Below are 21,636 nucleotides of genomic sequence, written 5' to 3' on the forward strand. Positions count from 1 at the left end.
TTACCTCGCAGTGCCAACCGGGGATTCCGGCTGCAGCTTCAGGTACAGGTAGAACAGCACCAGGGTGATGACCACCAACAAGGCAGCCGCCGCGCTGGCCAGGCCCCAATTGAGGAACGACTGCACCTGCTGGATGATGAATTCAGGCAGCATCATGTTCTGCGCCCCGCCCAGCAACGCCGGGGTGACGTAGTACCCCAACGACATGACGAACACCATCAACGCCCCGGAGAACAGCCCCGACCGGCACAGCGGCAGGAACACCTTCCAGAAGTTGGTCCACGGGCTGGCACCGCACACCGAGCCTGCCTGCAGCACCATCGGGTCGATGGCATGCATGGTTGCCTGCAGCGGTAGCACGATGAACGGGATCATGATGTAGCTCATGCCGATCACCACGCCTGTGAGGTTGTGCACCATCTCAAGTGGGCTGTCGATGATGCCCATGGCCATCAGCATTTTGTTGATGACCCCCGAGCTTTGCAGCAGCACCAGCCAGGAGTAGGTGCGCGCCAGCAGGCTGGTCCACATCGACAGCAGGACGATGTTAAGCAGCCACCGGCCCCAGCCCTTGGGTACCAGCGTGATCACCCAGGCCAGCGGAAAACCCAGCAGTACGCTGATCAGCGTGACCAGCCCTGCCACCGAAAAGGTGTTGAACAAGACCCGGGCATAGGCCGAGTTGGCGAACAGCTGTTCATAGTTGCCAAGGCCGGGCGTAGGCTCGAGCACGCCGCGCAATAACAGGCCAACCAACGGTGCGAAGAAAAACAGGCCCAGGAACAGCAAGGCTGGCAGCAGGTTGCGGCTGCCCTTCCAGCGCTGGCTCAGGGAGGCGCGCCGTGGCCTGGCTCCGGGAGCACCGGTGCCCGAAGGGGCACCTTGGGCGTTATGCAGGGCATTGATCGCGACTTTCATTTGACCAGCCACTCATTCCAGCGGGCCGCGATGGCCTGGCCGTTCTTGGCCCAGTAGGCAAAGTCCAGGGTAACCTGATCCTGCGCATAGGCGGTCGGCAGGTTCGGGGCCAGGGCCTTGTCCAGCTTGGCGACGCTGTCGGTGTTGACCGGGGCGTAGGCCGTCTTGTTGGCGAATTCGGCTTGGCCTTCGGCGCTGCTGGCGTTGGCCAGGAACTTCATCGCCGCATCCTTGTTCTTGGCGCCTTTGGGAACGACCAGGAAATCGGCCATGACCAGGTTCTGCTTCCAGCTCACCCCTACAGGGGCGCCGTCTTGCTGCAGGGCGTAGACGCGGCCATTCCAGAACTGGCCGAGGGAGGCTTCACCCGAGGCCAGCAGTTGTTGCGACTGCGCGCCGCCGCCCCACCAGACGATGTCTTGCTTGATGGTGTCGAGCTTCTTGAAGGCGCGATCCAGGTTCAGCGGGTAGAGCTTGTCGGGCGCCACGCCATCGGCCAGCAGCGCCAGTTCCAGTACGCCTGGGCTTGGCCATTTGTAGAGGGCGCGCTTGCCGGGGTAGGTCTTGGTGTCGAACAGTGCGGTCCAGTCGGTTGGCTTGCTGGCCCCGAGCTTGCCTTCGTTGTAGCCGAGCACGAAGGAGAAGAAGAACGAACCCACGCCATGATCGGAAACGAAGCGCGGGTCGATCTTGTCGCGCTGGATCTGGGAAAAGTCCAGGGGCTCGAGCAGGCCTTCGCTGGCGGCGCGCAGGGCGAAGTCAGCCTCGACGTCGACCACGTCCCACTGCACGTTGCCGCTTTCGACCATCGCCTTGAGCTTGCCGTAGTCGGTCGGGCCGTCCTGCACCACCTTGATGCCGGTGGCCTTACTGAACGGGGCTGCCCACGCTTGCTTCTGAGCATCCTGGGTCGTTCCGCCCCAGCTTACGAAGTTCAGGCTTTCAGCCGCCTGGGTGGCCTGGCAGGCCAGTGTCAGGAGGCTGGCCGACAGCACTGCGGTTACACGTTTGCTCAACAGCATGATTACGCCCTCGTTGCTTTTTGTTATTCGAGGCAGGGCTTGTGGTGCGCCCGCCAACAGTATTCGGGGAGCAGCGGTTACACATTCAAGGTCTACGGAATGTCATATTATGGTATTCCAAACTTTTCGCAAGTAGCAGCAGGCTACCGGCCATCATTTGGTTGATGGCCATGCAGGCGCTGCAATCAGCCGGTCATTGGCTCGAAGGGTATGTTTTGCACCACTTCCAGTTCGTAGCCCGCCAAGCCTGCATATTTCAAGGGCGGACCCAGGTGGCGAAGCTTGCCCACGCCCAGGTCTTGAAGAATCTGCGCACCGGTGCCGACCTCCGAGTACACCTTCGACTGCCCGCGCTGGTAGGGGCGCTGGGGTTGGGTCAAGTGGGGCACACGCTCGAGCAGCGCCTGGGAGGACTCGTGGTTGGCCAGGATCACGACCACGCCTGTTCCTTGCTCAGCCACTTTCTGCAATGCCGCCCACAACGTCCAGTTGGCCGGGCCCGCCCACTCGGCGCCGACCAGGTCGCGTAGCGGATCGATCACGTGCACCCTCACCAGCGTAGGCGTTTCACGGCGCAATTGGCCCATGACCATGGCCATGTGCACGCCGCCGTCGATACGGTCTTCATAGGTGACCAGGCGGAAGGTGCCATGCACCGTGGGCAGCTCACGCTCTCCGATACGCTTGACGGTCTGCTCAGTGCTCAGCCGGTAATGGATGAGGTCGGCAATGGTGCCGATCTTGATGCCGTGGCGGGCCGCAAAGGCCTCAAGTTCAGGCCGACGTGCCATGGTGCCGTCGTCGTTGAGCACCTCGACAATGACCGACGCCGGGCTCAAGCCTGCCAGGCGGGCCAGGTCGCAGCCGGCCTCTGTGTGCCCTGCACGGGTAAGGACACCGCCTTCGCGAGCGCGCAACGGGAAAATATGCCCAGGCTGTACCAGGTCCTCCGGGCAAGCGTCAGCGGCCATGGCAGCTGCCACGGTGCGTGCGCGATCGGCGGCGGAAATGCCCGTGGTGACACCGGTCGCAGCCTCGATCGAGACGGTGAAGGCGGTGCTGAACATGCTGCCGTTGGCCGGAACCATCTGTTCCAGGCCTAGGCGCTGGCAATGCTCATCCGTCAGCGTCAGGCAGATCAGGCCACGGGCTTGCTTGGCCATGAAATTAATGGCTTGCGCGTCGCAGTATTGGGCGGCGATCAGCAGGTCGCCTTCGTTCTCCCGATCTTCGTCGTCCACCAGCAAGACCATCTTGCCTTGCCGATAATCCTGGAGAATTTCATCGATGGTATTGAAAGGCATGTCAGGTGCTCGTGCTGAGATTAATTGTTTATGGTATACCATCATACACAAATGCCCAGCGCAGGAGACAAGCGAATGAAAGCCTACTGGATTGCCCATGTGGACGTGACCGACCCGGTCCACTATCAGCAGTACACACAGCGTGCTCCGGCGGCCTTCCAGGCCTACGGCGGGCGCTTTCTGGCCAGGGGCGGGCGCAGTGAGGCCATGGAAGGGCGGCCTACGCCGCAACGCAGCGTGGTCATCGAATTCGACTCCTATGACCAGGCCGTGGCCTGCTATCGCTCCGACCTTTACCAGCAAGCCTGCGGCCTGCGCCAAGGTGCGGCGTGCGCCGAGGTGATCATCGTCGAGGGCGTCGCGCCCTGATGCCAACGGGCCTGGAGCAGGCGCCGCAATTCTGGCTATGCTTGGGCAATGACCATCCCTGTCCCGTTGCGCCAACCTTGCCCGCCCGGTGCCTGCATTTGCGGTCGCGATCAGCTGGCCACCGAGTGCGAGCCGGCCCGGCGCATCCTGCTGCTCACCCGGCAGGAAGAAAAGCGCCTGCTCGAACGCCTGGAGAACCTTCAGGACATCGAGGACCTCTATCGCCTGCAACGCCGGCTGTATGACAACCTGGGCATCCGGCTGCATATCGCACCGGGCCACCATGAAGTGCGCACCATGCGCGGGATCGTCATCGAACTGGACGATCAGCCTGGGTTGTGCCGCAAGACGCGCCAGGCCATACCGGCGGCCATTCGCAAGGGGCTCGAACGAAATCCGCAGGTTGCCTTCCGCCTGCTCGATACCCACGATCTGCTGCGCGATACCTGACCGAACCGGCCTCACCCAGTCGCCTAATTTTTTCCACGCCCTGCACGTCTACTTGAAAGTTCCCCTGCACCGCGTGCGCAGGGGTAATCCCACTCAAGGAGGCAGGCAACATGACTTCAGTTTTCGACCGTGAAGACATCCAGTTCCAGGTCGTGGTCAATCACGAAGAACAGTATTCGATCTGGCCGGAGTACAAGGCGATTCCCGAGGGCTGGCGGGCGGTGGGCAAGGCAGGGCTGAAAAAGGACTGCCTGGCCTACATCGATGAGGTGTGGACCGACATGCGCCCACTCAGCCTGCGTCAGAAAATGGCTGAAGCTGGCGCCCAGTGACGGTGATCAATCTTCTGTGCCTGCCGTATTCGGGGGCCAGTGCGATGGTGTACAGCCGGTGGCGCCGCGCGCTGCCGGCGTGGTTGCAGGTTCGTCCAGTGGAATTGCCTGGGCGCGGCGCACGCATGGCCGAGGCGCTGCACACCGACATGCAGGGACTGGCCCGGCAGCTGGCCCAGGAGCAGCGGTTGGCGACCAGTACGCCCTATGCCTTGCTCGGCCATAGCCTGGGCGCACTGCTGGCCTTTGAACTGGCCCATGAGCTGCAGGCGCTTGGTTGCCCGCCACCGCTGGCGCTGTTCGCCTGCGGCACTGCCGCGCCTACTCGCCGGGAAGACTACGACGGCCAGCGCTGGCGCGAGCCGAAGTCCGACACCGAGCTGATCGATGAATTGCGTGAGCTGCAAGGCACGCCAGAACAAGTGCTTGCCAATGACGAATTGATGAGCCTGACACTGCCGATACTGCGGGCCGACTTCCTGCTGTGCGGGACCTATGCGTATCGTCAGCGGCCCGCGCTTGGCTGCCCGTTGCTCGTACTGGGTGGCGAAGAGGATCGGGCCAGCCACGAGCAGCTACAGGCCTGGCAGCACGAAACACAGGGCTCCTTTTCGCTGCAGATGTTTCCTGGCGGTCACTTCTTCATCCATGACCATGAGCCAGGCGTGCTGGCGGCATTGACCAGCGCCCTGGAACCGCTGCGGCTGACGGGTTGATTGACGTCTTGCCCAGGGTCGGCGAGGCTAGGGCATTTCAACCCTCAGGACAGACCATGCTGATCGATCCCTCTGTGCGCACGTTGGCAGGAGCATCCCTCTGAAAGGGCGCATGCTGGTCGCAGGCGTTCTGGCCTTGACCATGTTGCAAGGGTGTACGGGTCACCGAGCGTCCGTACCCCAAGCTGACCCTGCGCAGGTGCGCGCCGAACTGATGCGGCTATTGCCCGCCAATGCCGGTGATCGCGCTGGCTGGGCCGCTGATATCCAGAAGGCGTTCCAGGCACAGGGTATCGAGCCCTCCAGGCGCAACCTGTGCGCGGTACTGGCTGTGACCGAGCAGGAGTCCACCTTCAACGCCGACCCCCAGGTGCCCCAGCTGGGCCGTATCGCCCGGGAGGAAATCAATCGGCGGGCTGCCCGTGTGCATGTGCCCAGGATGCTGGTCGACGGCGCGCTGCAAACCCCGTCAGGCAATGGCAAGACCTATGCACAGCGCTTGCAGGCAGTGCGCACCGAGAAGCAGCTGAGCGAACTGTACGATGAAGTGATCGCGCGGGTGCCTTTGGGCCGTACCTTGCTGGGGGGGCTCAACCCGGTACATACCGGCGGCCCGATGCAGGTGAGCATCGACTTTGCCGAGAAACATGCGCAAGCCTATCCCTACACGCGCGAGGGCAGCGTGCGACAGGAAGTGTTCACGCGCCGTGGTGGCCTGTATTTCGGGATTGCGCATTTGTTGGGCTATCCCGCCAACTACGAGCGTCAGCTCTATCGGTTCGCCGACTTCAACGCCGGTTGGTACGCCAGCCGGAATGCGGCGTTTCAGGCGGCGCTCAGCCAGGTTACCGGGACAGACCTGGCGCTGGACGGTGACCTGATTGCGCCTGGGTCGATCATGCCCGGCACCACCGAAAGGGCAGCACGTCAGCTGGGTCGTCAGCTGGGCCTGCGTAACCCGCAGATTCGCAGTCAGCTGGAGCAGGGAACTGAACTGGATTTTGAAGATACCCGGCTATACCGGGAGGTGTTTGCCCTGGCCGATGCCAAGGCCGGCCGTGCATTGCCGCGGGCCGTGCTGCCGGGCATCGAGCTGAAAAGCCCCAAGATCACCCGCAAGCTGACCACTGCCTGGTTTGCCGAGCGGGTGGATGGGCGTTATGAGCGGTGTATGCGTCGGTGATTGGGTGTGGGTGGCTCACTGCGGTGCGCGCTCGATAGCTAAATAGCGATCACTTGACAAGTGCAAGCTGTAGCGCCGTGTAGGAGCGGTCTTGTACCGCGATGGGCCGCATAGCGGCCCCAGCTATATAAGGTGCGAAGCTGAAGTCCTGGGACTGCTGCGCAGCCCATCGCGGCACAAGGCCGCTCCCACGTGGGTACTGCGTTACAGCTTGGACTTGTGAAGTGCTCGTAGAATCCCGCATAGCGGTCAAGCCCAAATCCAAGTCACCTTCGCCTGTCCGCAGACCCCTTCAGCCTTGACCCAATGCCTCGACAATCTGATCAACGCTGCTCTTCAGCCCAGCCAGTGTGTCCTCGTTATCGCTCTGCACGACAACCAGTTTCGCGCCGCTGTCTTTGATTACCTGCGCCACCGCAGCCTCTGGTTGCCGATGATCCAAGACCAGGGCCACATCCTGGTTTTTGAGGTTATCGGCCAAGGCTTTGAGCGCAGCCGCATCCCACTCGGTGGGCAGCGGCTGATCTACCAGGTCCAGGTTCAATCCGCTGGCCAGATAACCCAGTCGCTCCGACAGGCTGACGGTGGTCAGGTTTTCCACCTTGGCCAGGCGCGTCTGGCTATCGGCGGCCAGTGCCAATACTTGCTGCTTAAAGCCGGCAAGGTTGGTCTGAATGCGTGCCTTGTCCGCGGGCGACAGCCGCTCCAGATCATTAGCCACCACATCGGCCATGCGTCCCAGATTGGTGGGGCTGAGCCATGGGTAGCCGGCGTAGGCATCAGCCCCCGTCACGGCGATGCCTGGCAAAGCGCCATCGACCGGGCGAGCGGCGTCGATTTCGACAATGCGAATATTGCTGCGGCGCGCCACCGGGTAAAGCGGATCATCTCGCCAGATCGAGCGTACGCCGATCACCGCGTCAGCCTGCTGGGCCGCCTTGTGCAGGCTGGCTTCGCCACGGCCACTGAAATACGACGGCTGGCGGCTGGCAGGCAAATTCGCCGGCGCAGCGCGTTTGAGCTCAACCGAAGTGCCTTCGAGCAATGTGTTGGCCAGGCTGTGGGTGACCGGCAGCGTGGTCAGCACTTGGGTGGCCGAGGCCAGGGACGGCAGGCTGGTAAGGGCGAGGGCCAGACACAGGCGTTTGAGGTTCATGCCGGGTTTCCTTGCAGGCGTGGGACGAGCGCACGGGCCAGGGCGGCCAGGGCGAAGCAGAGACCGGCGACCAGTATGATCGCGGCGCCGGACGGTACAGGCAGGTCGAAGACGATCGGCAGCAGAATGCCGAACAGGGTACTCAGGGTAGCGATAAACACCGAGATGAAGAAAAAGCCTTTCAATGACTGGCTGACCAGGCGCGCGGCAGCGGCGGGGATGACCAGCAACGCACCCACCAAGATGGCGCCAATCACCTTGACCGCAGCCACCGTGACCAGGGTCACCAGCACCACGAACAAGTAGTCCAGGGTCTTGACGGCCACCCCGCGTACAGCAGCCAATTGCGGATTGAAGCTGGCCAGCATGATGCGGTTGTAAAGCGGCAGCGCCAAGGCCAGCACCAGCACAGCGACGATTCCCAGCACGACCAAGTCCTGACCGCTGACGGTCAACACCGAACCGAACAGCACGTTTTCCAGAATGTGCACGTTGATCTTGCCTGCCAGCATCAGCAGCAGGCTGGCCCCCAGCGCCAGGGACACCGACAGGAAGACCCCAATCAGCGTGTCAGGTGACAGGCCGGTGCGGTTACGCAGGAAATTCAGCAAGATACCGAACAACAGGCAATAGCCGAACAGGCTGCCGTAAGGGCCGGTGTAGGGTTCGCCCAACAGAATGCCGATGGCCACGCCGGTCAGCGCCGCGTGGCCGACTGCTTCGGAGAAGAAGGCAAAGCGCTTGACCACCACCAGCGTTCCAAGGCCACCGAGCACCGGCCCGATCATCAACCCGGCCAGCAAAGCATTGACCACGAAGCCGTAGGCCAGCGCCTCGGGCAAGTAGCCTTGAACGGCCCATTGTTGAACCAATTCACGGAAGGATTCGAAACTCATCAGGCAAGGCTCTCGCTGCGCGGATGGACGGAGAACAGGCCGAGCAGACGCTCAGGGGTGAGCGCCTGGGCAGGCGCAGCATCGAACAGCACGCGGCGACTCAGGCCGGTGACCCGGTCAGCCAGGCGCAGCACGGCTTCAAGATCATGTTCGATCCACAAGACAGTGGTGCCGGATCGGCGCCAGCTGGCCAGCAGGTGCTCGAACACGCGAATACCCGCTTCGTCCAGCGCCGACATGGGTTCGTCCAGCACCAGCAGTTGCGGCTCGGGAATCAGCCCTTGCGCCAGCAGCACCCGCTGACGCTCACCGCCTGACAGCGCGCCCATGCGCCGCTTGCGCTTGTCGAGCATGCCGACGTGGGTCAGGGCTGCCTCGATGGCCGGCTGGACCCGCTTGGACAGCCCTAGAAAGGCGGGCTGGCGCTGGCACATGGCGGCCATGAAGTCGTCTACGGTCATGGGCAGGCCGCGGTCGAACTCCAGCGCCTGCGGCACGTAGCCGATCACCTCCCGCTCGCTGGGCCAATGCATGGCCAATCGACCCTGATGCGGCATCTGCCCCAGCAGTGTCTTGATCAGCGAGCTCTTGCCGCCCCCATTGGGCCCGACGATGGCATGCACCGAGCCGGCCGCGACGCTGAAACTGACCTGCTCGAGAATGCGCGTACGGCCCAGTTCGAGATTGATCGCCTCGAACTCGATGCGCGGCCCACAAACCGGCAGCACCTGGGTGGCGGCGGTCATGCGCGGTTCTCCTCGATGGCGCGCACCACCGTGTCGAGGTTGCGCTTCATTTCGATTTCATACTTGTCCTTGGTGTATTCGCCATAGGAAATATGCGTCAACGGGTACAAGCGCACGCCGGATTCGCGCTGGATCGTTTCCACATAGGCAGAGGGGAAGTCCATCTCCGAAAAAATGACCCGCACATCCAGCGCTTTGAGTTGGTCGATGGTTTTCTTCAACTGAGCGGGGCTGGGCTCGATACCGTGGGCAGGCTCCACCACGGCGGTCACTTCAAGGCCAAAATCACGCACGAGATAATCGTAGGCAGCGTGGATCGTGGCCACACGGAAGGTGGCGCCAGGTGCTTGACTCACCTTGGCCAGGGCCTCGGCACGCAGGGCGCGCAGACGCTTGGCATAAGCCCGCGCATTTTGCGTGTAGAGCTTCGCGTTTTCCGGGTCCAGCTTGCCCAGTTCTCGGGCAATGTTGTTGACCTGTGCAATGGTGGTACTGATGGACAGGAAGGTATGCGGATTGACGACCTTGCCAGCGCCGCGTGCGGCAATGCCGGTTGCCGCGAGCAGAGGCACGTTCTGGTTCGATTCGATGGTGGCGATGTTCGGTTTTTCGCTGGCCGCGATCATGCGGTCGGCAAAGTCGTCATGACCGACGCCGTTGAGCACGACCACATCGAGCGTCCCGATGCGCTTGATGTCCTCGGCGCGAGGCTCGTAGGCATGGGGGTTGAAACCAGCCGGGATCAACGGCACTACCTCGGCCTTGTCGCCAACGATATTGCTCACATAGCTGTAGTAAGGGTGCAGGGTGATGCCGATACGCAGCGGCTTGCCGGGGTCGGCCAGGGCAAAGGCGGGCAGGGCACAGGCCAGGAGCAGGGCGAGGGCGGAGCGAAGCATGGGGCGTTCCTTAAGTCAGTGACGGTGGTCGCGGGTGACACCGGCGTCGTAGTGGCTGACGACCTGGCGCCAGCCTGCGGCGATCAGGCTTGCCGGGGCAAGGTCATCGACCGATGGGCTGGGGTTGCCTCGGTAGAGCCAGACCTGGGCCTCGGCGCCACCTTCGGAGGGCTGGATCATCAGCAGGTGGCCGGCGATTTCCGGCGCCTGGCTGCGGCCCAGGTAGGCGCCGTCCGCCAGCAACGACCATTGGTGATCGCCACGGCTCTGGCTACCGGCATCAATGACGAAAGGCGGCAGCCCCTCGGCCGCCAGCGCCTGCACCTCGGGCACGGCGCCCTGTTCATCGCGCAGGTACTGAATTTCGTCGAAAGCCACCCGCAGGTCGGTGTAGAGGCCTTGCTCAGCTGGAGTCAGGTCCCGGCGAGCATCGATCTGATGGCTGGCGATCGGCTGATCGTCGACACGCTCCCCGCGCACCAGTACGACGCTGGCTGCCAGGGCCACGATCAATGCACTGACCAAAAGCACATATAGCGTTTCATGCCCGGCGCCGGCCGGGCGAATCACCTGGACCCGGCTCATGGTTGCGAAATGTCCGCGTAGTCGACTTCGACCACATGGCCTGGGCCTGCGTCGAACAACACGTAGAATTCGCCATCCGGGCGCTTGAAGGTGAGGGTGGAGTCATCCCCGAGCTTACCGCCGACCAGCACCTGCTCGTCGTAGCCGATCACATCCAGGGTGACCCCGGGTGCACCGCTCCCGTCCGAAAAGCCGCCGGTGCATTTGATCTGACTGCCCGGCACTTCCTCACACTCGCACATGGGGTTGTGGGCCATGGCAGCCGTGGCGGTTAACAGCAGTGAAGAGAGCATGAGCCTACGCATGAGGTGTTTCATTTGTTGCCTCCTTGTTTCTTGAGCCAGGCCACGGTGGCTGGCGATGCCTGGGCCAAGGGCACCGAGGCTTGATGCATGCTGCCGTCCCAGCCTTCGAGGGTGATCCACACCTGGGCATCTGGCCGAGTACGCGGCGCAATCGGAAGGGAGGTACCCATGTGGTAGGGCGCCCCGAAGAAAATGGTGCCGGCGGCGCGCAGGCTGCGCGGCTTGCCGATGCGCAGGTAGGTGGCTTTCACCTCTTGGGCGCAGCCTTTGCAGAGGGCGGCATTGAACACCTTGAAATAGCCGGCCGGGCCATCGGCCTGGGGCGCTTCGTCACGCATTTCAGCCAGGTCCAGGCTGTAGGGCCCTACCTTGATATCGCGTATGACGTTCGCGCCGAGCCCGGCTTCGCCGCGAAACAGCTTGGCATCGGCAAAGTACTGGGGCATGAAACCCAGCGGGATCAGGATCAGCAGAATGTTCAGGTGAAAGCGCCACTTCAACCAGAACTGTTTCAATGGCCGTTGCGCGAGGGTGTGTGCCTGGCTCATGGTTGGGTCTCCAGGGTAGGCTCGCGCTGCGCGACGCGGGGCGCACGCTCGCTGCGCTTGAGGGCGGCGGCGGTGGCCTGGGCGGTGCGCTTGGTCCAGACGAGCAGGCCGCTGAACACCATCAAGGTCAACACCAGGCCGAAGAAGAACCACACCAGCTTGATCGGCAACCCGCCGAAGTCACCGGTGTGCAGCGGACGCATGGATTCGGTGACGAACTCCAGGGGCGTGCGGTCGCTGATGCGGAACTGGCTGTCGACCTGGCGCGTGTAGGGGTTGACCGAGGCATTCTGGAACATCAGCGGGTACCAACCCGGCCCCGAAAGGCTGATGTGGCTGTAGGCCGTGGCGGGCAATATCACGAAGCTGACCTCAAGGCCTGGCACCGCGTGCCCGGCAATGCGCACGGCTTCGTCCAGGTCGATGCGTGGTGCGGGGGTGCCGTCAGTGGTCTGCGGCACGTCTTCGCGTGCAATCACCGGCACGATGGGCCGTGTGGAAATCGTGACGTGGTTATCGCCCAGAATGGCTTGGATCAAGAACCAGGTACCGGTAATGGAAATGACGGCAATGAACCAGATGGACCAGACGCCGGCCAGGCGGTGCACGTCCCCCCAGAAAATCCGCGAGCCGTGACCGGTGCGCACCGGCTTGAAGAACCCTCTCCAGAATTTCTTGTACACCACAAGCCCCGTGACCAGGGATGCCAGCATGGGCAGGCCCAACAGGGAAACAAGGTACCAGCCCCAGCTGTAACCGTTGGTGAACGGCACCAGCCACCATCCATGCAAGGCACGGGTGAAGGCTTCGAAGTCGAAGTCGGGCGTCTTGCCCTGGATCGCTCCGGTGTAGGGGTTTACATACAGCGTAGGGCTGGTGCCGTCGGGCAGGGTAACGTTGGCAACGACCGCGAAGTGAGAGCCGTCGGGCTGGCGAAGCATGTCCACGATCATGTCGGGCTCAGCCTTGTGCAGCGCATCGAGCACTTGCTGGAAACTCAGGCGGTCCACGTCGGCATCGGGCTTGTTGGCGCGCACCGCAGGGTCGGCCAGCCAGACGATCTCCTGGCTGACCACCGCGAGCATGCCGGTGAAACAGACGATGAGAACAAAGAACCAGATCGGCAGCGCGAGCCAGCTGTGGACCAGGAACCAGAGCCTGGACTTGGATTTCTTTGAAGTTTTGGCCATCAGACGATCTTCACAATAAGGGGCCGAGCTTAAGCCCAACCCTGGAGAGCTGTATTGATAAGGACGAATGAGAATCGAAATTCCGTCGATTTAAATGCAAGGAAATGTTTCAGGCTGGGGAGCCGGCCCCTGCGCCTGAAGCTGGGGGCCGGTGGCAAAGCGTCTGTCAGGCGCGGGACAGGACCGCTTCTGGCAGGGGCAGGGTGCGCAACGAGGGCAGGTCTTGATAAAGCGCACGGCCAATCTCGGCGGCCCGCGAGGGCAGAACTGACAACAGGGTGTCGCTCAGGCCATGGCTGTTCTCGCAGAAGCCTTGCAGGTACACCGACGCCTTGAGGTCGGGGCTGGTCAGTACGCGGTAGTTGCGATCAACGTTGAAATCCTCGAGGTAGCCAGCCAGCGGGGCCAGCAAGTCCCGGTGCGAACGGCGCTCGTAGCCGGTAGCCAGGATGACGGCATCGTAGCGGTGGGTCTGTTGTTGGCCGGTGGCCAGGTCGCTGAGCGTCAGCTCGATGCCCTCTGCGTTGCCCACCACGGCGTCTACCTGGCGCCGGCACAGCACATTGTGGCGGAACTGATGGGCCACTTTCTGCCGATAGAGGATGGCGTAGATGCGCTCGATCAGGTTCAGGTCGACCACCGAGTAATTGGTGTTGTGGTATTCATCGAGCAACTTGCTGCGTTGATCGGCCGGTTCGTTATAGACCAGGTCGGTGTAGTCGGGTGCGAAGATCTCGTTGACGAACGGGCTGTCGTCGGCCGGCTTGAGTGCCGAGGCGCGCAGGATCATGTCCACCTTTACCGACGGGTAGCTGTCGTTGAGGTCGATGAACGCCTCGGCTGCGCTCTGGCCTGAGCCGATGACCGCGATGCGCATCGGTTTGCCGGCGTTGCAGGGCAGCTGGCTGAGGCTGCTGAGGTAGCGGGAATGGTGGAACACCCGCGGGTCGTTCTTGAAGGCCGCGAACGTTTCCGGAATCTTCGGTGTACCGCCGCTACCCACTACGACCGAACGGGCCCTGCGGCTATATTCCCGACCTTCGGCATCACGGGACACCAGGCGCAGGTGCTCGACACGGCCCTGGGTGAGTTCAGGTTCGATGCGCAGCACTTCTTCACCGTATACCGCCTGGGTCGCGAAGTGTTCGGCAGCCCAGCGCAGGTAGTCGTTGTATTCCAGTCGGCACGGGTAGAAGGTGCCCAGGTTGATGAAGTCGGCCAGGCGCTGCTTCTGGTGCAGGTAGTTGACGAAGCTGTAGGGGCTGGTGGGGTTGCGCAGGGATACCAGGTCCTTGAGGAAGGAGATCTGCAACTCGCTTTGGGTGGCCAGGGTTTCACCGTGCCAGCGATAGTCTCGCTGCTTTTCGATAAATAGCGCGTCCAGGGCACGCCCTTGGCTTTCGGCCAGCTCTTCCAGGGCGATTGCCAGCGCCAAGTTGGACGGGCCGAAGCCTACGCCGATCAGATCTTTGATGGTTTCCTGCTGTGAGGCTTGGGTCATGGCCGCGATTCCATAAGGTCGATGTGGACGCTCACCGGTGATCCGGCTACCGCGCTGGTACATCTTCTGGAACGAGCCAACCGAGAGGGAATTTAGCAGGGCTCAAGACCAGGCCGTTGTAGCCGATAAAAGGGGCACGGACCGGTTTTGGAGCAGGGAATCATCATGGTCGCAATCACCTCCAGCAATCTGTTGATCAACGGCGTCTCAGCCCAGACGCTGCGCGTTGACGCTGCCGACGAGCGCGAACGGCGCGTGCAGGCGGGCGAGGCGCCCGGCCCGTTGAGCATCGCCGGTGACAGCCTCAAAACCACGGCCACAGGCCAGGCACAAGCGGCCCAGGGCGAGGACAGCGACGAGCCAGAGGCGGTCAAGCAGTTGCGCGAGTTGATCAAGGCGTTGCAGAAACAGCTGGCAGAAGAGCAGAAACAACTTTCAGCGCTGATGAACAGCGACATGGAAGAGTCCGCGAAGATGGCTGCCATCAGCACCAAGCAGAGCAGCATTGCCACGCTCAGCAGCCAGATCATCGCGGCCTCGGCACAATTGCTGGAACTGTTGCAGCAAAGCGGTGGTGGCAGTGCCGGTGGCCTGGTCAGCACCCGTGCCTAGCGGGCACTGACCAAACCCTGGGAATCAGTCAGCGGCCAATCGCGCCTTGTGCCGATCGGCCTTGTACTGCATGGCCACCGCCGGGGCCGGCTTGGTCGCGCCCGTTTCCAGCCACTGGCGCATACGGCTGGCGTCGGCGAAGTGGGTGTACTTGCCGAATGCATCGAGAATGACCATGGCGACCGGCCGGTTGTCCATGCGGGTCAACAGCACCAGGCAGTGCCCAGCCTCGTTGGTGAAACCGGTCTTGGTCAGCTTGATGTCCCAGTTGCTCTTGTTCACCAGGTGGTCGGTGTTGCGAAACCCGAGTGTGTAGTTGGGCTTGCTGAACGCTACCGTTTTCTCACGGGTTGTCGACAGCGTACTCAACAGGGGGTACTTGCGCGACGCCATCAATAGCTTGGTCAGGTCGCGTGCAGTGGAGACGTTCTGAGTCGACAGACCGGTGGGTTCGATGTAGCGGGTATGGCTCATGCCCAGGCTGCGTGCCTTGGCGTTCATTGCCTTGATGAACGCCGGGTAACCGCCAGGGTAGTGGTTGGCCAGGGTGGTCGCGGCGCGGTTTTCCGAGGACATCAGGGTGATCAGCAGCGTCTCGCGTCTATTCAGCTGGCTGCCGAGCCGAACCCTGGAGTAGACGCCTTTCATGTCCGGGTTGTTGGCGATGGTCATGGTCAGCATTTCGTCCATGGGCAGCTTGGCGTCGAGCACGACCATGGCCGTCATCAGTTTGGTCACCGACGCGATGGGCAGCACGCGGTCTGGGTGACTGGCGTACAGCTCCTTGTTGCTGTTGAGGTCGATCAACAGGGCGCTGCCGGAGGCCAGGTGCAGCTTGGCAGGGTCACGTTGCAGCTGGGCGGTGGGCTGTGCAGCGACAGCGGCGCTGATGGGGGTCACGGTACCTGTGAGCAACAACAAAAGGCTGAGGGTAGACAGGATCGTTTTCACGTTGAGGCTCACTAAAGGGGGCTATGTCGTTGGCATTGCGAGGGTTTTCCCCAAGCCGGCGCATTCTGGAGTATGGCTCAAGCCGTGTCGATTGCCTTATCACCAATGGGCGCAAGGTGAAGAGAATTTAATCCTGCGGGAAGGGCTACAGCCATTTGGCTGCCCCGACTCTGTCCAGCCCCTACGGCCCTTGGTCGCCCACCGCCTAGAGCCGCTTGGGCTGTTTTACTGATTTGAGGTGAACTCAATGGGACCCAGCCCTGTCACCTTTGAACACGGAGGATCCAGGCATGGTTGTGAAGTTGAGGACGTATCGCGGAGACGACATCCCGGAGTGGTATCAGCGTGACGATCTCGATGAGCTCTACGAGGTCGAGGATCAGCAGGGGGATGTGCAATTGCTCGAAGATGACGAGGATGCAGTGAAGCTCGTCGTAGACCTCACCTATGAAGATGAAGATGCGCCCAAGCCTGAGTGATGGGAATCAGATGATGCCTCGCAGCGGGCCCAGCACCCACAGGCCCGCTGTTATTTGCGTATCGCAAAAGCCTTAGGACCTGCGCCAGGCAAGCCAGGCAATGCCTGTGAGTCGAAGCTCTGTCACGGCCAGCCCGACCAGGATCAAGCCTGCGCCGGCCAGGCGCTCGGCAGGTAAGCGATCACCGGCCAGGAAGTAGCCGAACAGGCCACCGAAAATTGGCTCGCATATCAATATCAACGCCACCTTTTCTGGAGCCAACACTGCCTGTGCGCGGTTCTGGATCGCGTAAGCCAAGGCTGTTGCCAGCAGCGCCAATGCCAGGAGGGTGGCGGTGACAGGCAGCGTGGTGGGCACGGAGAACGCGTTGTTCGCCACACTCCATATCAACGAAAGCACGCCGACGACGCCCAGTTGAATCGAAGCCGATGCCATGGCCAGCGCTGGCGTGGTGAACGTCGATACCATCACGATATGCAAGGCGAAGCACACGGCACACCCCAGCACCAGCAAGTCACCGTAGTGCAGGGTGAACCCGTCCAGGCTCAGCAGGCCAAGTCCGAACACCGCGATCCCGGTTCCGATCCCTTGCTTGAGGCTCGGGCGACCCTTGCCCATGAGGTAAAGCAGCACCGGTGTAAAAACAGTGCACAGGCCCGTGATGAAGCCGGCATTGGAGGGCGTAGTCAGCGCGGTCCCGGAGGTCTGCAGCGAAAAAGCCATGAACAACACGACCCCGGCCAAGCCCGCATTCAACAGCGTGCCTAGGTTCATCAGTCGAAACGAGCGAATCGAGAAGGGAAACAAGGCCGCTGCTGCCAGGCTGAACATCCACGCATTCAAGGTGGAGGCAGCCATGATGGTCAGCGTGTCGTGTTAGGCCACGAAGCTCCAGCCCCACACCGCCGTGACAGCCAGAAGCGAAATCGACCACAGGGTATTTTTCGACATGACGAATCCTTGGGCAGGCATTTATACCGAATGCCATGCCGAGCAATTTTCGTCAGCGGTACCCAAAGAGCGCAAAGATAATTCAGCACACAGGCAATGGCAATTGTTCTATTCGCCACCCAATTCCCCCTCGCAGGCGATCAGCGGGTGCCCGAATCCGATGTAGTACAGCGCATCAATAAGCAGATCATGTCGTCAATCGACCAAGGCTTGCCAATGAACGCTGCGGTGGGAGGCAGCGGCATATCGATCTTGCTGTAGCCACCACTCGTCACGATCACGGGCAGGGATGGACACTGCTCGTAAGCCATCCAGGCAAGGTCCCAGCCATCGAACGGGCCCGGCGTACGAACATCGGTCACGACCGCTGCCCAGGGTTGCTTGTCGAGTTGCCGAATACCTTCTGTTGCGGTTTCCACCGCCATTACCCGAGCGCCTGTTTCTTCAATGATCAAAGACAGGAACTCTCGCAAAGCGGGTTCGTCTTCGACGACCAAAATCCGTTTTCCAATCATCACCGCTGACCATATTCCGTCTATGCCTTTTCCGAGGACACAGAGCCCGACCTGTTGCCTTGAGGGGATGAGCGGTGCGGTTTGTACAACTATTGGTGAGATTGCCGCCCTTTGTACAACCCCTGTTATCGACTATCCCCGCTGCTCGGACGAGTTTTCCAATACGCAGCAGTGGGCATCTCAAGTGCCTGGCTCAAGAGCCGGCAGCCTGTGCATGGTCATGAGGCAAAAAAAAGCCCGCACAGTGGCGGGCAACAGGGAGCAGCACTAAATGTTCGTGTCAGGCGAGGAGGGTGCCGGGTTGCAACTTTTCAATCAGGGCGCGGGCACTGGCCAGGCTCGGCATCGGTCCGCTGACCGGCTCGCCGTTGCTGACCAGGTACCAACAAGCCAGCAGGCCCTGATCGCGCAAATTGGCCGGTACTGCCGAGCCGATAACGGACATGATCTCGATAGTGGCCATCTGCTGTCCTCCGCTAAAACATGGGGTTACTGTACCGATGCCGCGGGTGGGACTGAAATCAATGTGCTCAATAGTGCTTATCAGTTTTGCCTAACGTGCAGGCAACGTTGTGCAACGGCCGATGAGCACAGCGTGACGCGCAGTGTCGAACCGGTAGGCTTGGGCCAACGGCTCTGCTAGGCTCATTCGCCGTCTGTACACCGCAAAAGGATCGCGTATGCCCCTTACCCCCAGCAGGGATACCGTGCTGTGCATTTCCCTGGCAGGCCGCCCAGGCACCTTTGGTGTCCGCTTCCACAATCACCTCTACGAGCAGCTTGGCCTGGATTTCTATTACAAGGCCATGCGCACCGATGACTTGCCGGCAGCTGTTGCAGGCATCCGGGCGCTTGGGATTCGTGGTTGTGGTGTCTCGATGCCGTACAAGGAAGCGTGCATGGCATTGGTCGATGAAATCGACCCGTCGGCTGCGGCAATCGATTCAGTCAACACCCTGGTCAATACCGAGGGCCACCTCAAAGCCTATAACACGGACTACCTGGCAGTCCGGCAGTTGCTGACGCAGCACAAGGTCGACCCGACTACGGCGTTCGCCTTGCGTGGCAGCGGTGGCATGGCCAAGGCGGTGGCCAGCGCGTTGCGGGACGCAGGGTTTGGCGAAGGCATCATTGTCGCCCGTAACGAGCAGGCCGGGCGGGAGCTGGCCGATGTGTGCGGCTACCGCTGGCTGCCTGAGCTTGACGACCTTTGCCCGCCGATGCTGATCAACGTCACCCCGGTGGGCATGGCCGGTGGGCCAGAGGCGCAGCAGCTCGCGTTCAGCGAGATGGCAATTGCTGCGTCCGAGCGCGTGTTCGATGTCGTGGCCATGCCAGTGCAAACACCTCTGATCGAGCATGCAGAGAAGCTTGGCAAGCAAGTGATCACCGGGCTTGAAGTCATCGCATTGCAGGCGTTGGAGCAATTTGTCCTGTACACCGGCATCAGACCAACCCCTGAGCAGGTACAGGCTGCCGTGGCCTACGCGCGCCAAGGTTGAGCCAAGGGCAGATCCTGCACTATTCGGCGACCAGCACGTTGAGCTGGTCGCTGCAGCGATTAGAACGCTTGCCTGGCCTTATCCAATTGCTCGTCAACCAGCGCACGACCGTACGCCAGCGACACATGCTGAGCATTGTCCAAGTCGCTGAAGAACTTCATGGGCATCGATAGCCGCCGGCTGACATGGCCGTCGGGCGCCGTGATCAGGCAGCCTGCCGCAAAAGGTAAGGGCGAGTCAGGGTGAGGCATCACGCTGGCGGTGATGAGGTGCTTGCGGTATTCACACTGGAGCGATTGCATGATCGGTACCTCGCTGTGGCAATGAAGCCTTTACTTCATATACCACAGCAAAGGGCATGCAGGCGGACGCCCGACGAGCGTAGCCTGTGAGCCTTAAGCTTTGAGCTCGCCAGGCTGGATGACCTCGACCCAGTAACCATCTGGGTCCTTGATGAAGGCCAAGTGGTTCATGCGCCCGTCTTGCAGGCGTTTCTGGAACGGCACGCCCAGGTTTTCGAAACGTGCACAAGCTTCACGCACGTCCGGCACCGATACACAGATGTGGCCGAAGCCGCGTGGATCGGTATTGCCATCGTGGTAGGCGAAGTCGGCATCCTGTTCGGTGCCATGGTTGTGCGTAAGCTCAAGCACGCCCGGAATCGACTTCATCCACTGATGGCGAGCATGGTCGTCCTCTGGAATCTGGGCGGGGTCGACCAGGGCCAGGAAGTACAGGCTGAAAGCAGCCTCTGGGAAATCACGCTTGTCCACCAGGCGGAAACCCAACACGCGCGTATAGAAATCCAGCGACTTCTGAATGTCCTTGACCCGCAGCATGGTGTGGTTGAAGACGAATTGGGCAGTGGCAACGTCAGGCTGTGCGGTGACACCCGGAACGGTTTGCAGATCGTGCAAGCTCATGGAAACTCCTGAGACGGGGCCGGGTGCCAGGACCCGGCGAAACGGACAGGCTGCTAATGATACGGCAGTGAAACGATTGCGCAAATGAAAGCGCCCTGCTCAAGGCAGGGCGCTGGAATTAGAGGCCCGCGTGTGCGGGCGCGTGATGGGGTCGCTAGTCCGTTAGCTGTGTTCATGGTGCCTGCGGCGCTGTGAAAAAAGTGTGAAGCCATTGTTGAGGTTTCATCATGGTGCTGCCGCGATCAAGTTCATCGCCGGTTGCTTTTTGGCAACTGGACGAAAGCGTACGAGGAGGGTAGATGAAACAGGTACTGCTGATCGGCATCGGCGCTGGGGATCCTCGCCACCTGACCTATGAGGCGGTCGATGCACTGCGCGGTGTGGACGTGTTTTTCGTCATGGACAAAGGCCCCGAGGTGCAAGACCTTCTGGGGTTGCGCAAGGCGATTCTGCAACGCTACCTGCCAGACCACAGCTATCGCATCGTGCAGATCACCGACCCGCCACGCGCCAGACAGCCTTCAGGGTATGCAACATCCATTGAAGTCTGGCACCAACAGAGGGCGACAGCCTATGCCGCCGCGCTGCAAACGGAACTGCAGTCAGGGCAGACCGGCGCATTTTTGCTGTGGGGTGAACCTGGCTTGTACGACAGCACGCTGCGTGTGATGGAGCTGGTGCGTGAACGGGGGGTGTCGCTTGCCTTGAAGGTGCTACCCGGAATAAGCAGCATGCAGCTGTTGGCCGCCCGTCACCAGATCGCGCTCACGCGTGTCGGTGAGCCGTTGATCGTGGTGCCGGGGCGGAGGCTGGCGAGTCTCGGGCGCATCGATAATGTTGTGGTAATGCTCGATAGTCACTGCGCCTTCGCTGCACTGTCGGATCCAGCGCTCACGATCTTCTGGGGCGCTTACCTGGGAACCGCGGACGAAATGCTGATCGCCGGGCCCCTGGAAGCGGTCAAGGCACGCATCCTGGAGGCCCGGGCAAGTCAACGTCGGCGCAAGGGTTGGATAATGGACATCTACTTGCTGCGTCGTGAAGTGTTCGCGACTACGGATTGACCAACCTGACCGGCTACTGCGCCGAGCGGGGGCCAAGAATGGAGGCCACCGTGTCTCGCAACTGATCGATGGAGTAAGGCTTGCCAATTCTATACATGCCTTCCGGCACGTCGACGTTTTCTCCATACCCACTGGCGAACAGCACAGGGAGCATAGGGCGCAGCCCGCGTGCGCTCTTGGCCAGGTCATGGCCATCCATGTCCGGCAAGCCAACATCGGTTATCATGAGTTCGAGCGTTTGGTCAGGATTTTCGAGTACTTTCAGTGCGGTCGCAGCGTCATGCGCCTCGATCACGGCGTAGCTCAGATCTTCGAGGACCTCGACCATGAGCATGCGTACGATGTCGTCGTCCTCGACTACCAGAAGGGACATGGTTCAGATCCTGTCTTGATGAATGTCTTTGCTCTGTGCCTCGCCAAGGCCCAGAAGTTCCCGAAGGATACCGATCTGATCGATCCGATGGAACGATTGGAACAGGTATGTTTCAAATGCTGGCTAAATGCCGGGCCAACTGATCA

At 61.4% G+C, this 21,636-nt stretch carries 28 protein-coding genes; 9 read left to right on the top strand and 19 right to left on the bottom strand.

What is annotated here, in order from left to right; translation table 11 throughout:
• The 3 genes from ACF8E5_RS05030 to ribBA all read right to left on the bottom strand — a co-directional run bounded on the left by ACF8E5_RS05030 (position 1) and on the right by ribBA (position 3,244).
• Complete coding sequence (locus ACF8E5_RS05030) at positions 1 to 918, bottom strand: ABC transporter permease (RefSeq protein ID WP_058603884.1); 918 nt, start codon at positions 916 to 918, stop codon at positions 1 to 3.
• Entirely contained in the window at positions 915 to 1,940 is a 1,026-nt protein-coding gene (locus ACF8E5_RS05035) for an ABC transporter substrate-binding protein (protein WP_392474973.1), read from the bottom strand. Before ACF8E5_RS05035 ends, ACF8E5_RS05030 begins: the two co-directional genes overlap by 4 nt.
• A 185-nt stretch (positions 1,941 to 2,125) precedes the next feature.
• On the bottom strand, positions 2,126 to 3,244 hold the full coding sequence (gene ribBA, locus ACF8E5_RS05040; RefSeq protein WP_058637326.1) for a bifunctional 3,4-dihydroxy-2-butanone-4-phosphate synthase/GTP cyclohydrolase II: 1,119 nt from the start codon (positions 3,242 to 3,244) through the stop codon (positions 2,126 to 2,128).
• A gap of 75 nt (positions 3,245 to 3,319) precedes the next feature.
• Here ribBA and ACF8E5_RS05045 point away from each other — a divergent pair, with 75 nt between their 5' ends.
• The 5 genes from ACF8E5_RS05045 to ACF8E5_RS05065 all read left to right on the top strand — a co-directional run bounded on the left by ACF8E5_RS05045 (position 3,320) and on the right by ACF8E5_RS05065 (position 6,294).
• Positions 3,320 to 3,613, top strand: coding sequence for a DUF1330 domain-containing protein (locus ACF8E5_RS05045; protein WP_078478755.1), 294 nt, complete (start codon positions 3,320 to 3,322; stop codon positions 3,611 to 3,613).
• Positions 3,614 to 3,661: 48 nt separating this feature from the next.
• The gene (locus ACF8E5_RS05050) at positions 3,662 to 4,063 is read left to right on the top strand and encodes a hypothetical protein (protein ID WP_078478754.1); all 402 of its coding nucleotides are present in this window, start codon (positions 3,662 to 3,664) and stop codon (positions 4,061 to 4,063) included.
• Between the two features lie 110 nt (positions 4,064 to 4,173).
• Positions 4,174 to 4,395, top strand: coding sequence for an MbtH family protein (locus tag ACF8E5_RS05055; protein ID WP_028686977.1), 222 nt, complete (start codon positions 4,174 to 4,176; stop codon positions 4,393 to 4,395).
• Positions 4,392 to 5,111, top strand: a complete 720-nt coding sequence (locus ACF8E5_RS05060) for a thioesterase II family protein (protein WP_058637325.1) — start codon at positions 4,392 to 4,394, stop codon at positions 5,109 to 5,111. Before ACF8E5_RS05055 ends, ACF8E5_RS05060 begins: the two co-directional genes overlap by 4 nt.
• 112 nt (positions 5,112 to 5,223) lie before the next feature.
• Positions 5,224 to 6,294 carry a DUF1615 domain-containing protein gene (locus ACF8E5_RS05065; RefSeq protein ID WP_372239217.1) on the top strand — a complete coding sequence of 357 codons (1,071 nt, stop codon included), beginning with the start codon at positions 5,224 to 5,226 and terminating at the stop codon, positions 6,292 to 6,294.
• A gap of 292 nt (positions 6,295 to 6,586) precedes the next feature.
• Here ACF8E5_RS05065 and ACF8E5_RS05070 read toward each other — a convergent pair whose 3' ends face one another.
• The 9 genes from ACF8E5_RS05070 to ACF8E5_RS05110 all read right to left on the bottom strand — a co-directional run bounded on the left by ACF8E5_RS05070 (position 6,587) and on the right by ACF8E5_RS05110 (position 14,120).
• A complete protein-coding gene (locus tag ACF8E5_RS05070; RefSeq protein WP_392474975.1) occupies positions 6,587 to 7,450 on the bottom strand; it encodes a metal ABC transporter solute-binding protein, Zn/Mn family in 864 nt (287 codons plus the stop codon).
• Positions 7,447 to 8,346 (bottom strand): metal ABC transporter permease, encoded by a 900-nt coding sequence (locus ACF8E5_RS05075; RefSeq protein ID WP_058637323.1) that lies wholly within the window; start codon positions 8,344 to 8,346, stop codon positions 7,447 to 7,449. The genes ACF8E5_RS05070 and ACF8E5_RS05075 overlap by 4 nt, the downstream gene beginning before the upstream one ends.
• Positions 8,346 to 9,092 (bottom strand): metal ABC transporter ATP-binding protein, encoded by a 747-nt coding sequence (locus ACF8E5_RS05080; protein WP_058637322.1) that lies wholly within the window; start codon positions 9,090 to 9,092, stop codon positions 8,346 to 8,348. The genes ACF8E5_RS05075 and ACF8E5_RS05080 overlap by 1 nt, the downstream gene beginning before the upstream one ends.
• A complete protein-coding gene (locus tag ACF8E5_RS05085; RefSeq protein WP_058637321.1) occupies positions 9,089 to 9,991 on the bottom strand; it encodes a metal ABC transporter substrate-binding protein in 903 nt (300 codons plus the stop codon). Before ACF8E5_RS05085 ends, ACF8E5_RS05080 begins: the two co-directional genes overlap by 4 nt.
• Positions 9,992 to 10,006: 15 nt before the next feature.
• The gene (locus ACF8E5_RS05090) at positions 10,007 to 10,576 is read right to left on the bottom strand and encodes a DUF6162 family protein (RefSeq protein ID WP_182139504.1); all 570 of its coding nucleotides are present in this window, start codon (positions 10,574 to 10,576) and stop codon (positions 10,007 to 10,009) included.
• Entirely contained in the window at positions 10,573 to 10,893 is a 321-nt protein-coding gene (locus tag ACF8E5_RS05095; RefSeq protein ID WP_058603896.1) for a hypothetical protein, read from the bottom strand. The genes ACF8E5_RS05090 and ACF8E5_RS05095 overlap by 4 nt, the downstream gene beginning before the upstream one ends.
• Complete coding sequence (locus tag ACF8E5_RS05100) at positions 10,890 to 11,429, bottom strand: hypothetical protein (protein ID WP_058637319.1); 540 nt, start codon at positions 11,427 to 11,429, stop codon at positions 10,890 to 10,892. Before ACF8E5_RS05100 ends, ACF8E5_RS05095 begins: the two co-directional genes overlap by 4 nt.
• Entirely contained in the window at positions 11,426 to 12,619 is a 1,194-nt protein-coding gene (locus ACF8E5_RS05105) for a PepSY-associated TM helix domain-containing protein (RefSeq protein WP_392474976.1), read from the bottom strand. The genes ACF8E5_RS05100 and ACF8E5_RS05105 overlap by 4 nt, the downstream gene beginning before the upstream one ends.
• Before the next feature lie 166 nt (positions 12,620 to 12,785).
• The gene (locus tag ACF8E5_RS05110; protein WP_058637318.1) at positions 12,786 to 14,120 is read right to left on the bottom strand and encodes a lysine N(6)-hydroxylase/L-ornithine N(5)-oxygenase family protein; all 1,335 of its coding nucleotides are present in this window, start codon (positions 14,118 to 14,120) and stop codon (positions 12,786 to 12,788) included.
• Between the two features lie 165 nt (positions 14,121 to 14,285).
• On the opposite strand from ACF8E5_RS05110, the gene ACF8E5_RS05115 reads away from it, so the two are divergent.
• Positions 14,286 to 14,732: a hypothetical protein gene (locus ACF8E5_RS05115; RefSeq protein WP_326384432.1), complete on the top strand. Its 447-nt coding sequence runs from the start codon at positions 14,286 to 14,288 to the stop codon at positions 14,730 to 14,732.
• A 24-nt stretch (positions 14,733 to 14,756) separates the two neighbouring features.
• Here the strand turns inward: ACF8E5_RS05115 and pbpG are convergent, their stop codons facing one another.
• The gene (gene pbpG, locus ACF8E5_RS05120; protein WP_058637316.1) at positions 14,757 to 15,683 is read right to left on the bottom strand and encodes a D-alanyl-D-alanine endopeptidase; all 927 of its coding nucleotides are present in this window, start codon (positions 15,681 to 15,683) and stop codon (positions 14,757 to 14,759) included.
• Positions 15,684 to 15,973: 290 nt separating this feature from the next.
• Here pbpG and ACF8E5_RS05125 point away from each other — a divergent pair, with 290 nt between their 5' ends.
• Complete coding sequence (locus tag ACF8E5_RS05125; RefSeq protein WP_058637315.1) at positions 15,974 to 16,162, top strand: hypothetical protein; 189 nt, start codon at positions 15,974 to 15,976, stop codon at positions 16,160 to 16,162.
• 72 nt (positions 16,163 to 16,234) lie between these two features.
• Here ACF8E5_RS05125 and ACF8E5_RS05130 read toward each other — a convergent pair whose 3' ends face one another.
• The 3 genes from ACF8E5_RS05130 to ACF8E5_RS05140 form a co-directional block, all read right to left on the bottom strand.
• On the bottom strand, positions 16,235 to 17,020 hold the full coding sequence (locus ACF8E5_RS05130; protein WP_392474977.1) for a DMT family transporter: 786 nt from the start codon (positions 17,018 to 17,020) through the stop codon (positions 16,235 to 16,237).
• 233 nt (positions 17,021 to 17,253) lie between these two features.
• Complete coding sequence (locus tag ACF8E5_RS05135) at positions 17,254 to 17,628, bottom strand: response regulator (protein ID WP_196127601.1); 375 nt, start codon at positions 17,626 to 17,628, stop codon at positions 17,254 to 17,256.
• A gap of 280 nt (positions 17,629 to 17,908) precedes the next feature.
• Positions 17,909 to 18,091 (bottom strand): hypothetical protein, encoded by a 183-nt coding sequence (locus tag ACF8E5_RS05140; RefSeq protein ID WP_078478749.1) that lies wholly within the window; start codon positions 18,089 to 18,091, stop codon positions 17,909 to 17,911.
• A gap of 217 nt (positions 18,092 to 18,308) precedes the next feature.
• Between ACF8E5_RS05140 and ACF8E5_RS05145 the strand changes: the two genes are divergently transcribed.
• A complete protein-coding gene (locus ACF8E5_RS05145; protein WP_100851292.1) occupies positions 18,309 to 19,130 on the top strand; it encodes a shikimate 5-dehydrogenase in 822 nt (273 codons plus the stop codon).
• Positions 19,131 to 19,189: 59 nt separating this feature from the next.
• On the opposite strand, the gene ACF8E5_RS05150 is transcribed toward ACF8E5_RS05145, so the two are convergent.
• Both ACF8E5_RS05150 and gloA read right to left on the bottom strand, forming a co-directional pair.
• Positions 19,190 to 19,432 (bottom strand): hypothetical protein, encoded by a 243-nt coding sequence (locus ACF8E5_RS05150; protein ID WP_058637310.1) that lies wholly within the window; start codon positions 19,430 to 19,432, stop codon positions 19,190 to 19,192.
• Positions 19,433 to 19,525: 93 nt separating this feature from the next.
• Positions 19,526 to 20,053 (bottom strand): lactoylglutathione lyase, encoded by a 528-nt coding sequence (gene gloA, locus ACF8E5_RS05155; protein WP_196121627.1) that lies wholly within the window; start codon positions 20,051 to 20,053, stop codon positions 19,526 to 19,528.
• 299 nt (positions 20,054 to 20,352) lie between these two features.
• Here gloA and cobF point away from each other — a divergent pair, with 299 nt between their 5' ends.
• A complete protein-coding gene (gene cobF, locus ACF8E5_RS05160; protein ID WP_392474978.1) occupies positions 20,353 to 21,117 on the top strand; it encodes a precorrin-6A synthase (deacetylating) in 765 nt (254 codons plus the stop codon).
• A 13-nt stretch (positions 21,118 to 21,130) separates the two neighbouring features.
• Here cobF and ACF8E5_RS05165 read toward each other — a convergent pair whose 3' ends face one another.
• Complete coding sequence (locus ACF8E5_RS05165; protein ID WP_058637307.1) at positions 21,131 to 21,490, bottom strand: response regulator; 360 nt, start codon at positions 21,488 to 21,490, stop codon at positions 21,131 to 21,133.
• Between the last annotated feature and the right edge of the window lie 146 nt (positions 21,491 to 21,636).

The organism is Pseudomonas sp. WSY_20 (assembly GCF_043104335.1).
GTDB lineage: Bacteria > Pseudomonadota > Gammaproteobacteria > Pseudomonadales > Pseudomonadaceae > Aquipseudomonas > Aquipseudomonas parafulva_B.

Coding starts and splice junctions, on each gene's coding strand:
- gloA (WP_196121627.1), bottom strand. CDS start 20,053: ATGAGCTTGCACGATCTGCAAACCGTTCCGGGTGTCACCGCACAGCCT.
- ACF8E5_RS05165 (WP_058637307.1), bottom strand. CDS start 21,490: ATGTCCCTTCTGGTAGTCGAGGACGACGACATCGTACGCATGCTCATG.
- ACF8E5_RS05075 (WP_058637323.1), bottom strand. CDS start 8,346: ATGAGTTTCGAATCCTTCCGTGAATTGGTTCAACAATGGGCCGTTCAA.
- ACF8E5_RS05100 (WP_058637319.1), bottom strand. CDS start 11,429: ATGAGCCAGGCACACACCCTCGCGCAACGGCCATTGAAACAGTTCTGG.
- cobF (WP_392474978.1), top strand. CDS start 20,353: ATGAAACAGGTACTGCTGATCGGCATCGGCGCTGGGGATCCTCGCCAC.
- ACF8E5_RS05145 (WP_100851292.1), top strand. CDS start 18,309: ATGCCCCTTACCCCCAGCAGGGATACCGTGCTGTGCATTTCCCTGGCA.
- ACF8E5_RS05140 (WP_078478749.1), bottom strand. CDS start 18,091: ATGGCCACTATCGAGATCATGTCCGTTATCGGCTCGGCAGTACCGGCC.
- ACF8E5_RS05070 (WP_392474975.1), bottom strand. CDS start 7,450: ATGAACCTCAAACGCCTGTGTCTGGCCCTCGCCCTTACCAGCCTGCCG.
- ACF8E5_RS05045 (WP_078478755.1), top strand. CDS start 3,320: ATGAAAGCCTACTGGATTGCCCATGTGGACGTGACCGACCCGGTCCAC.
- ACF8E5_RS05105 (WP_392474976.1), bottom strand. CDS start 12,619: ATGGCCAAAACTTCAAAGAAATCCAAGTCCAGGCTCTGGTTCCTGGTC.
- ACF8E5_RS05135 (WP_196127601.1), bottom strand. CDS start 17,628: ATGATTGGAAAACGGATTTTGGTCGTCGAAGACGAACCCGCTTTGCGA.
- ACF8E5_RS05065 (WP_372239217.1), top strand. CDS start 5,224: ATGCTGGTCGCAGGCGTTCTGGCCTTGACCATGTTGCAAGGGTGTACG.
- ACF8E5_RS05110 (WP_058637318.1), bottom strand. CDS start 14,120: ATGACCCAAGCCTCACAGCAGGAAACCATCAAAGATCTGATCGGCGTA.
- ACF8E5_RS05080 (WP_058637322.1), bottom strand. CDS start 9,092: ATGACCGCCGCCACCCAGGTGCTGCCGGTTTGTGGGCCGCGCATCGAG.
- ACF8E5_RS05125 (WP_058637315.1), top strand. CDS start 15,974: ATGGTTGTGAAGTTGAGGACGTATCGCGGAGACGACATCCCGGAGTGG.
- ACF8E5_RS05030 (WP_058603884.1), bottom strand. CDS start 918: ATGAAAGTCGCGATCAATGCCCTGCATAACGCCCAAGGTGCCCCTTCG.
- ACF8E5_RS05130 (WP_392474977.1), bottom strand. CDS start 17,020: ATGGCTGCCTCCACCTTGAATGCGTGGATGTTCAGCCTGGCAGCAGCG.
- ACF8E5_RS05055 (WP_028686977.1), top strand. CDS start 4,174: ATGACTTCAGTTTTCGACCGTGAAGACATCCAGTTCCAGGTCGTGGTC.
- ribBA (WP_058637326.1), bottom strand. CDS start 3,244: ATGCCTTTCAATACCATCGATGAAATTCTCCAGGATTATCGGCAAGGC.
- ACF8E5_RS05035 (WP_392474973.1), bottom strand. CDS start 1,940: ATGCTGTTGAGCAAACGTGTAACCGCAGTGCTGTCGGCCAGCCTCCTG.
- ACF8E5_RS05090 (WP_182139504.1), bottom strand. CDS start 10,576: ATGAGCCGGGTCCAGGTGATTCGCCCGGCCGGCGCCGGGCATGAAACG.
- ACF8E5_RS05150 (WP_058637310.1), bottom strand. CDS start 19,432: ATGCAATCGCTCCAGTGTGAATACCGCAAGCACCTCATCACCGCCAGC.
- ACF8E5_RS05115 (WP_326384432.1), top strand. CDS start 14,286: ATGGTCGCAATCACCTCCAGCAATCTGTTGATCAACGGCGTCTCAGCC.
- ACF8E5_RS05050 (WP_078478754.1), top strand. CDS start 3,662: ATGACCATCCCTGTCCCGTTGCGCCAACCTTGCCCGCCCGGTGCCTGC.
- ACF8E5_RS05085 (WP_058637321.1), bottom strand. CDS start 9,991: ATGCTTCGCTCCGCCCTCGCCCTGCTCCTGGCCTGTGCCCTGCCCGCC.
- ACF8E5_RS05095 (WP_058603896.1), bottom strand. CDS start 10,893: ATGAAACACCTCATGCGTAGGCTCATGCTCTCTTCACTGCTGTTAACC.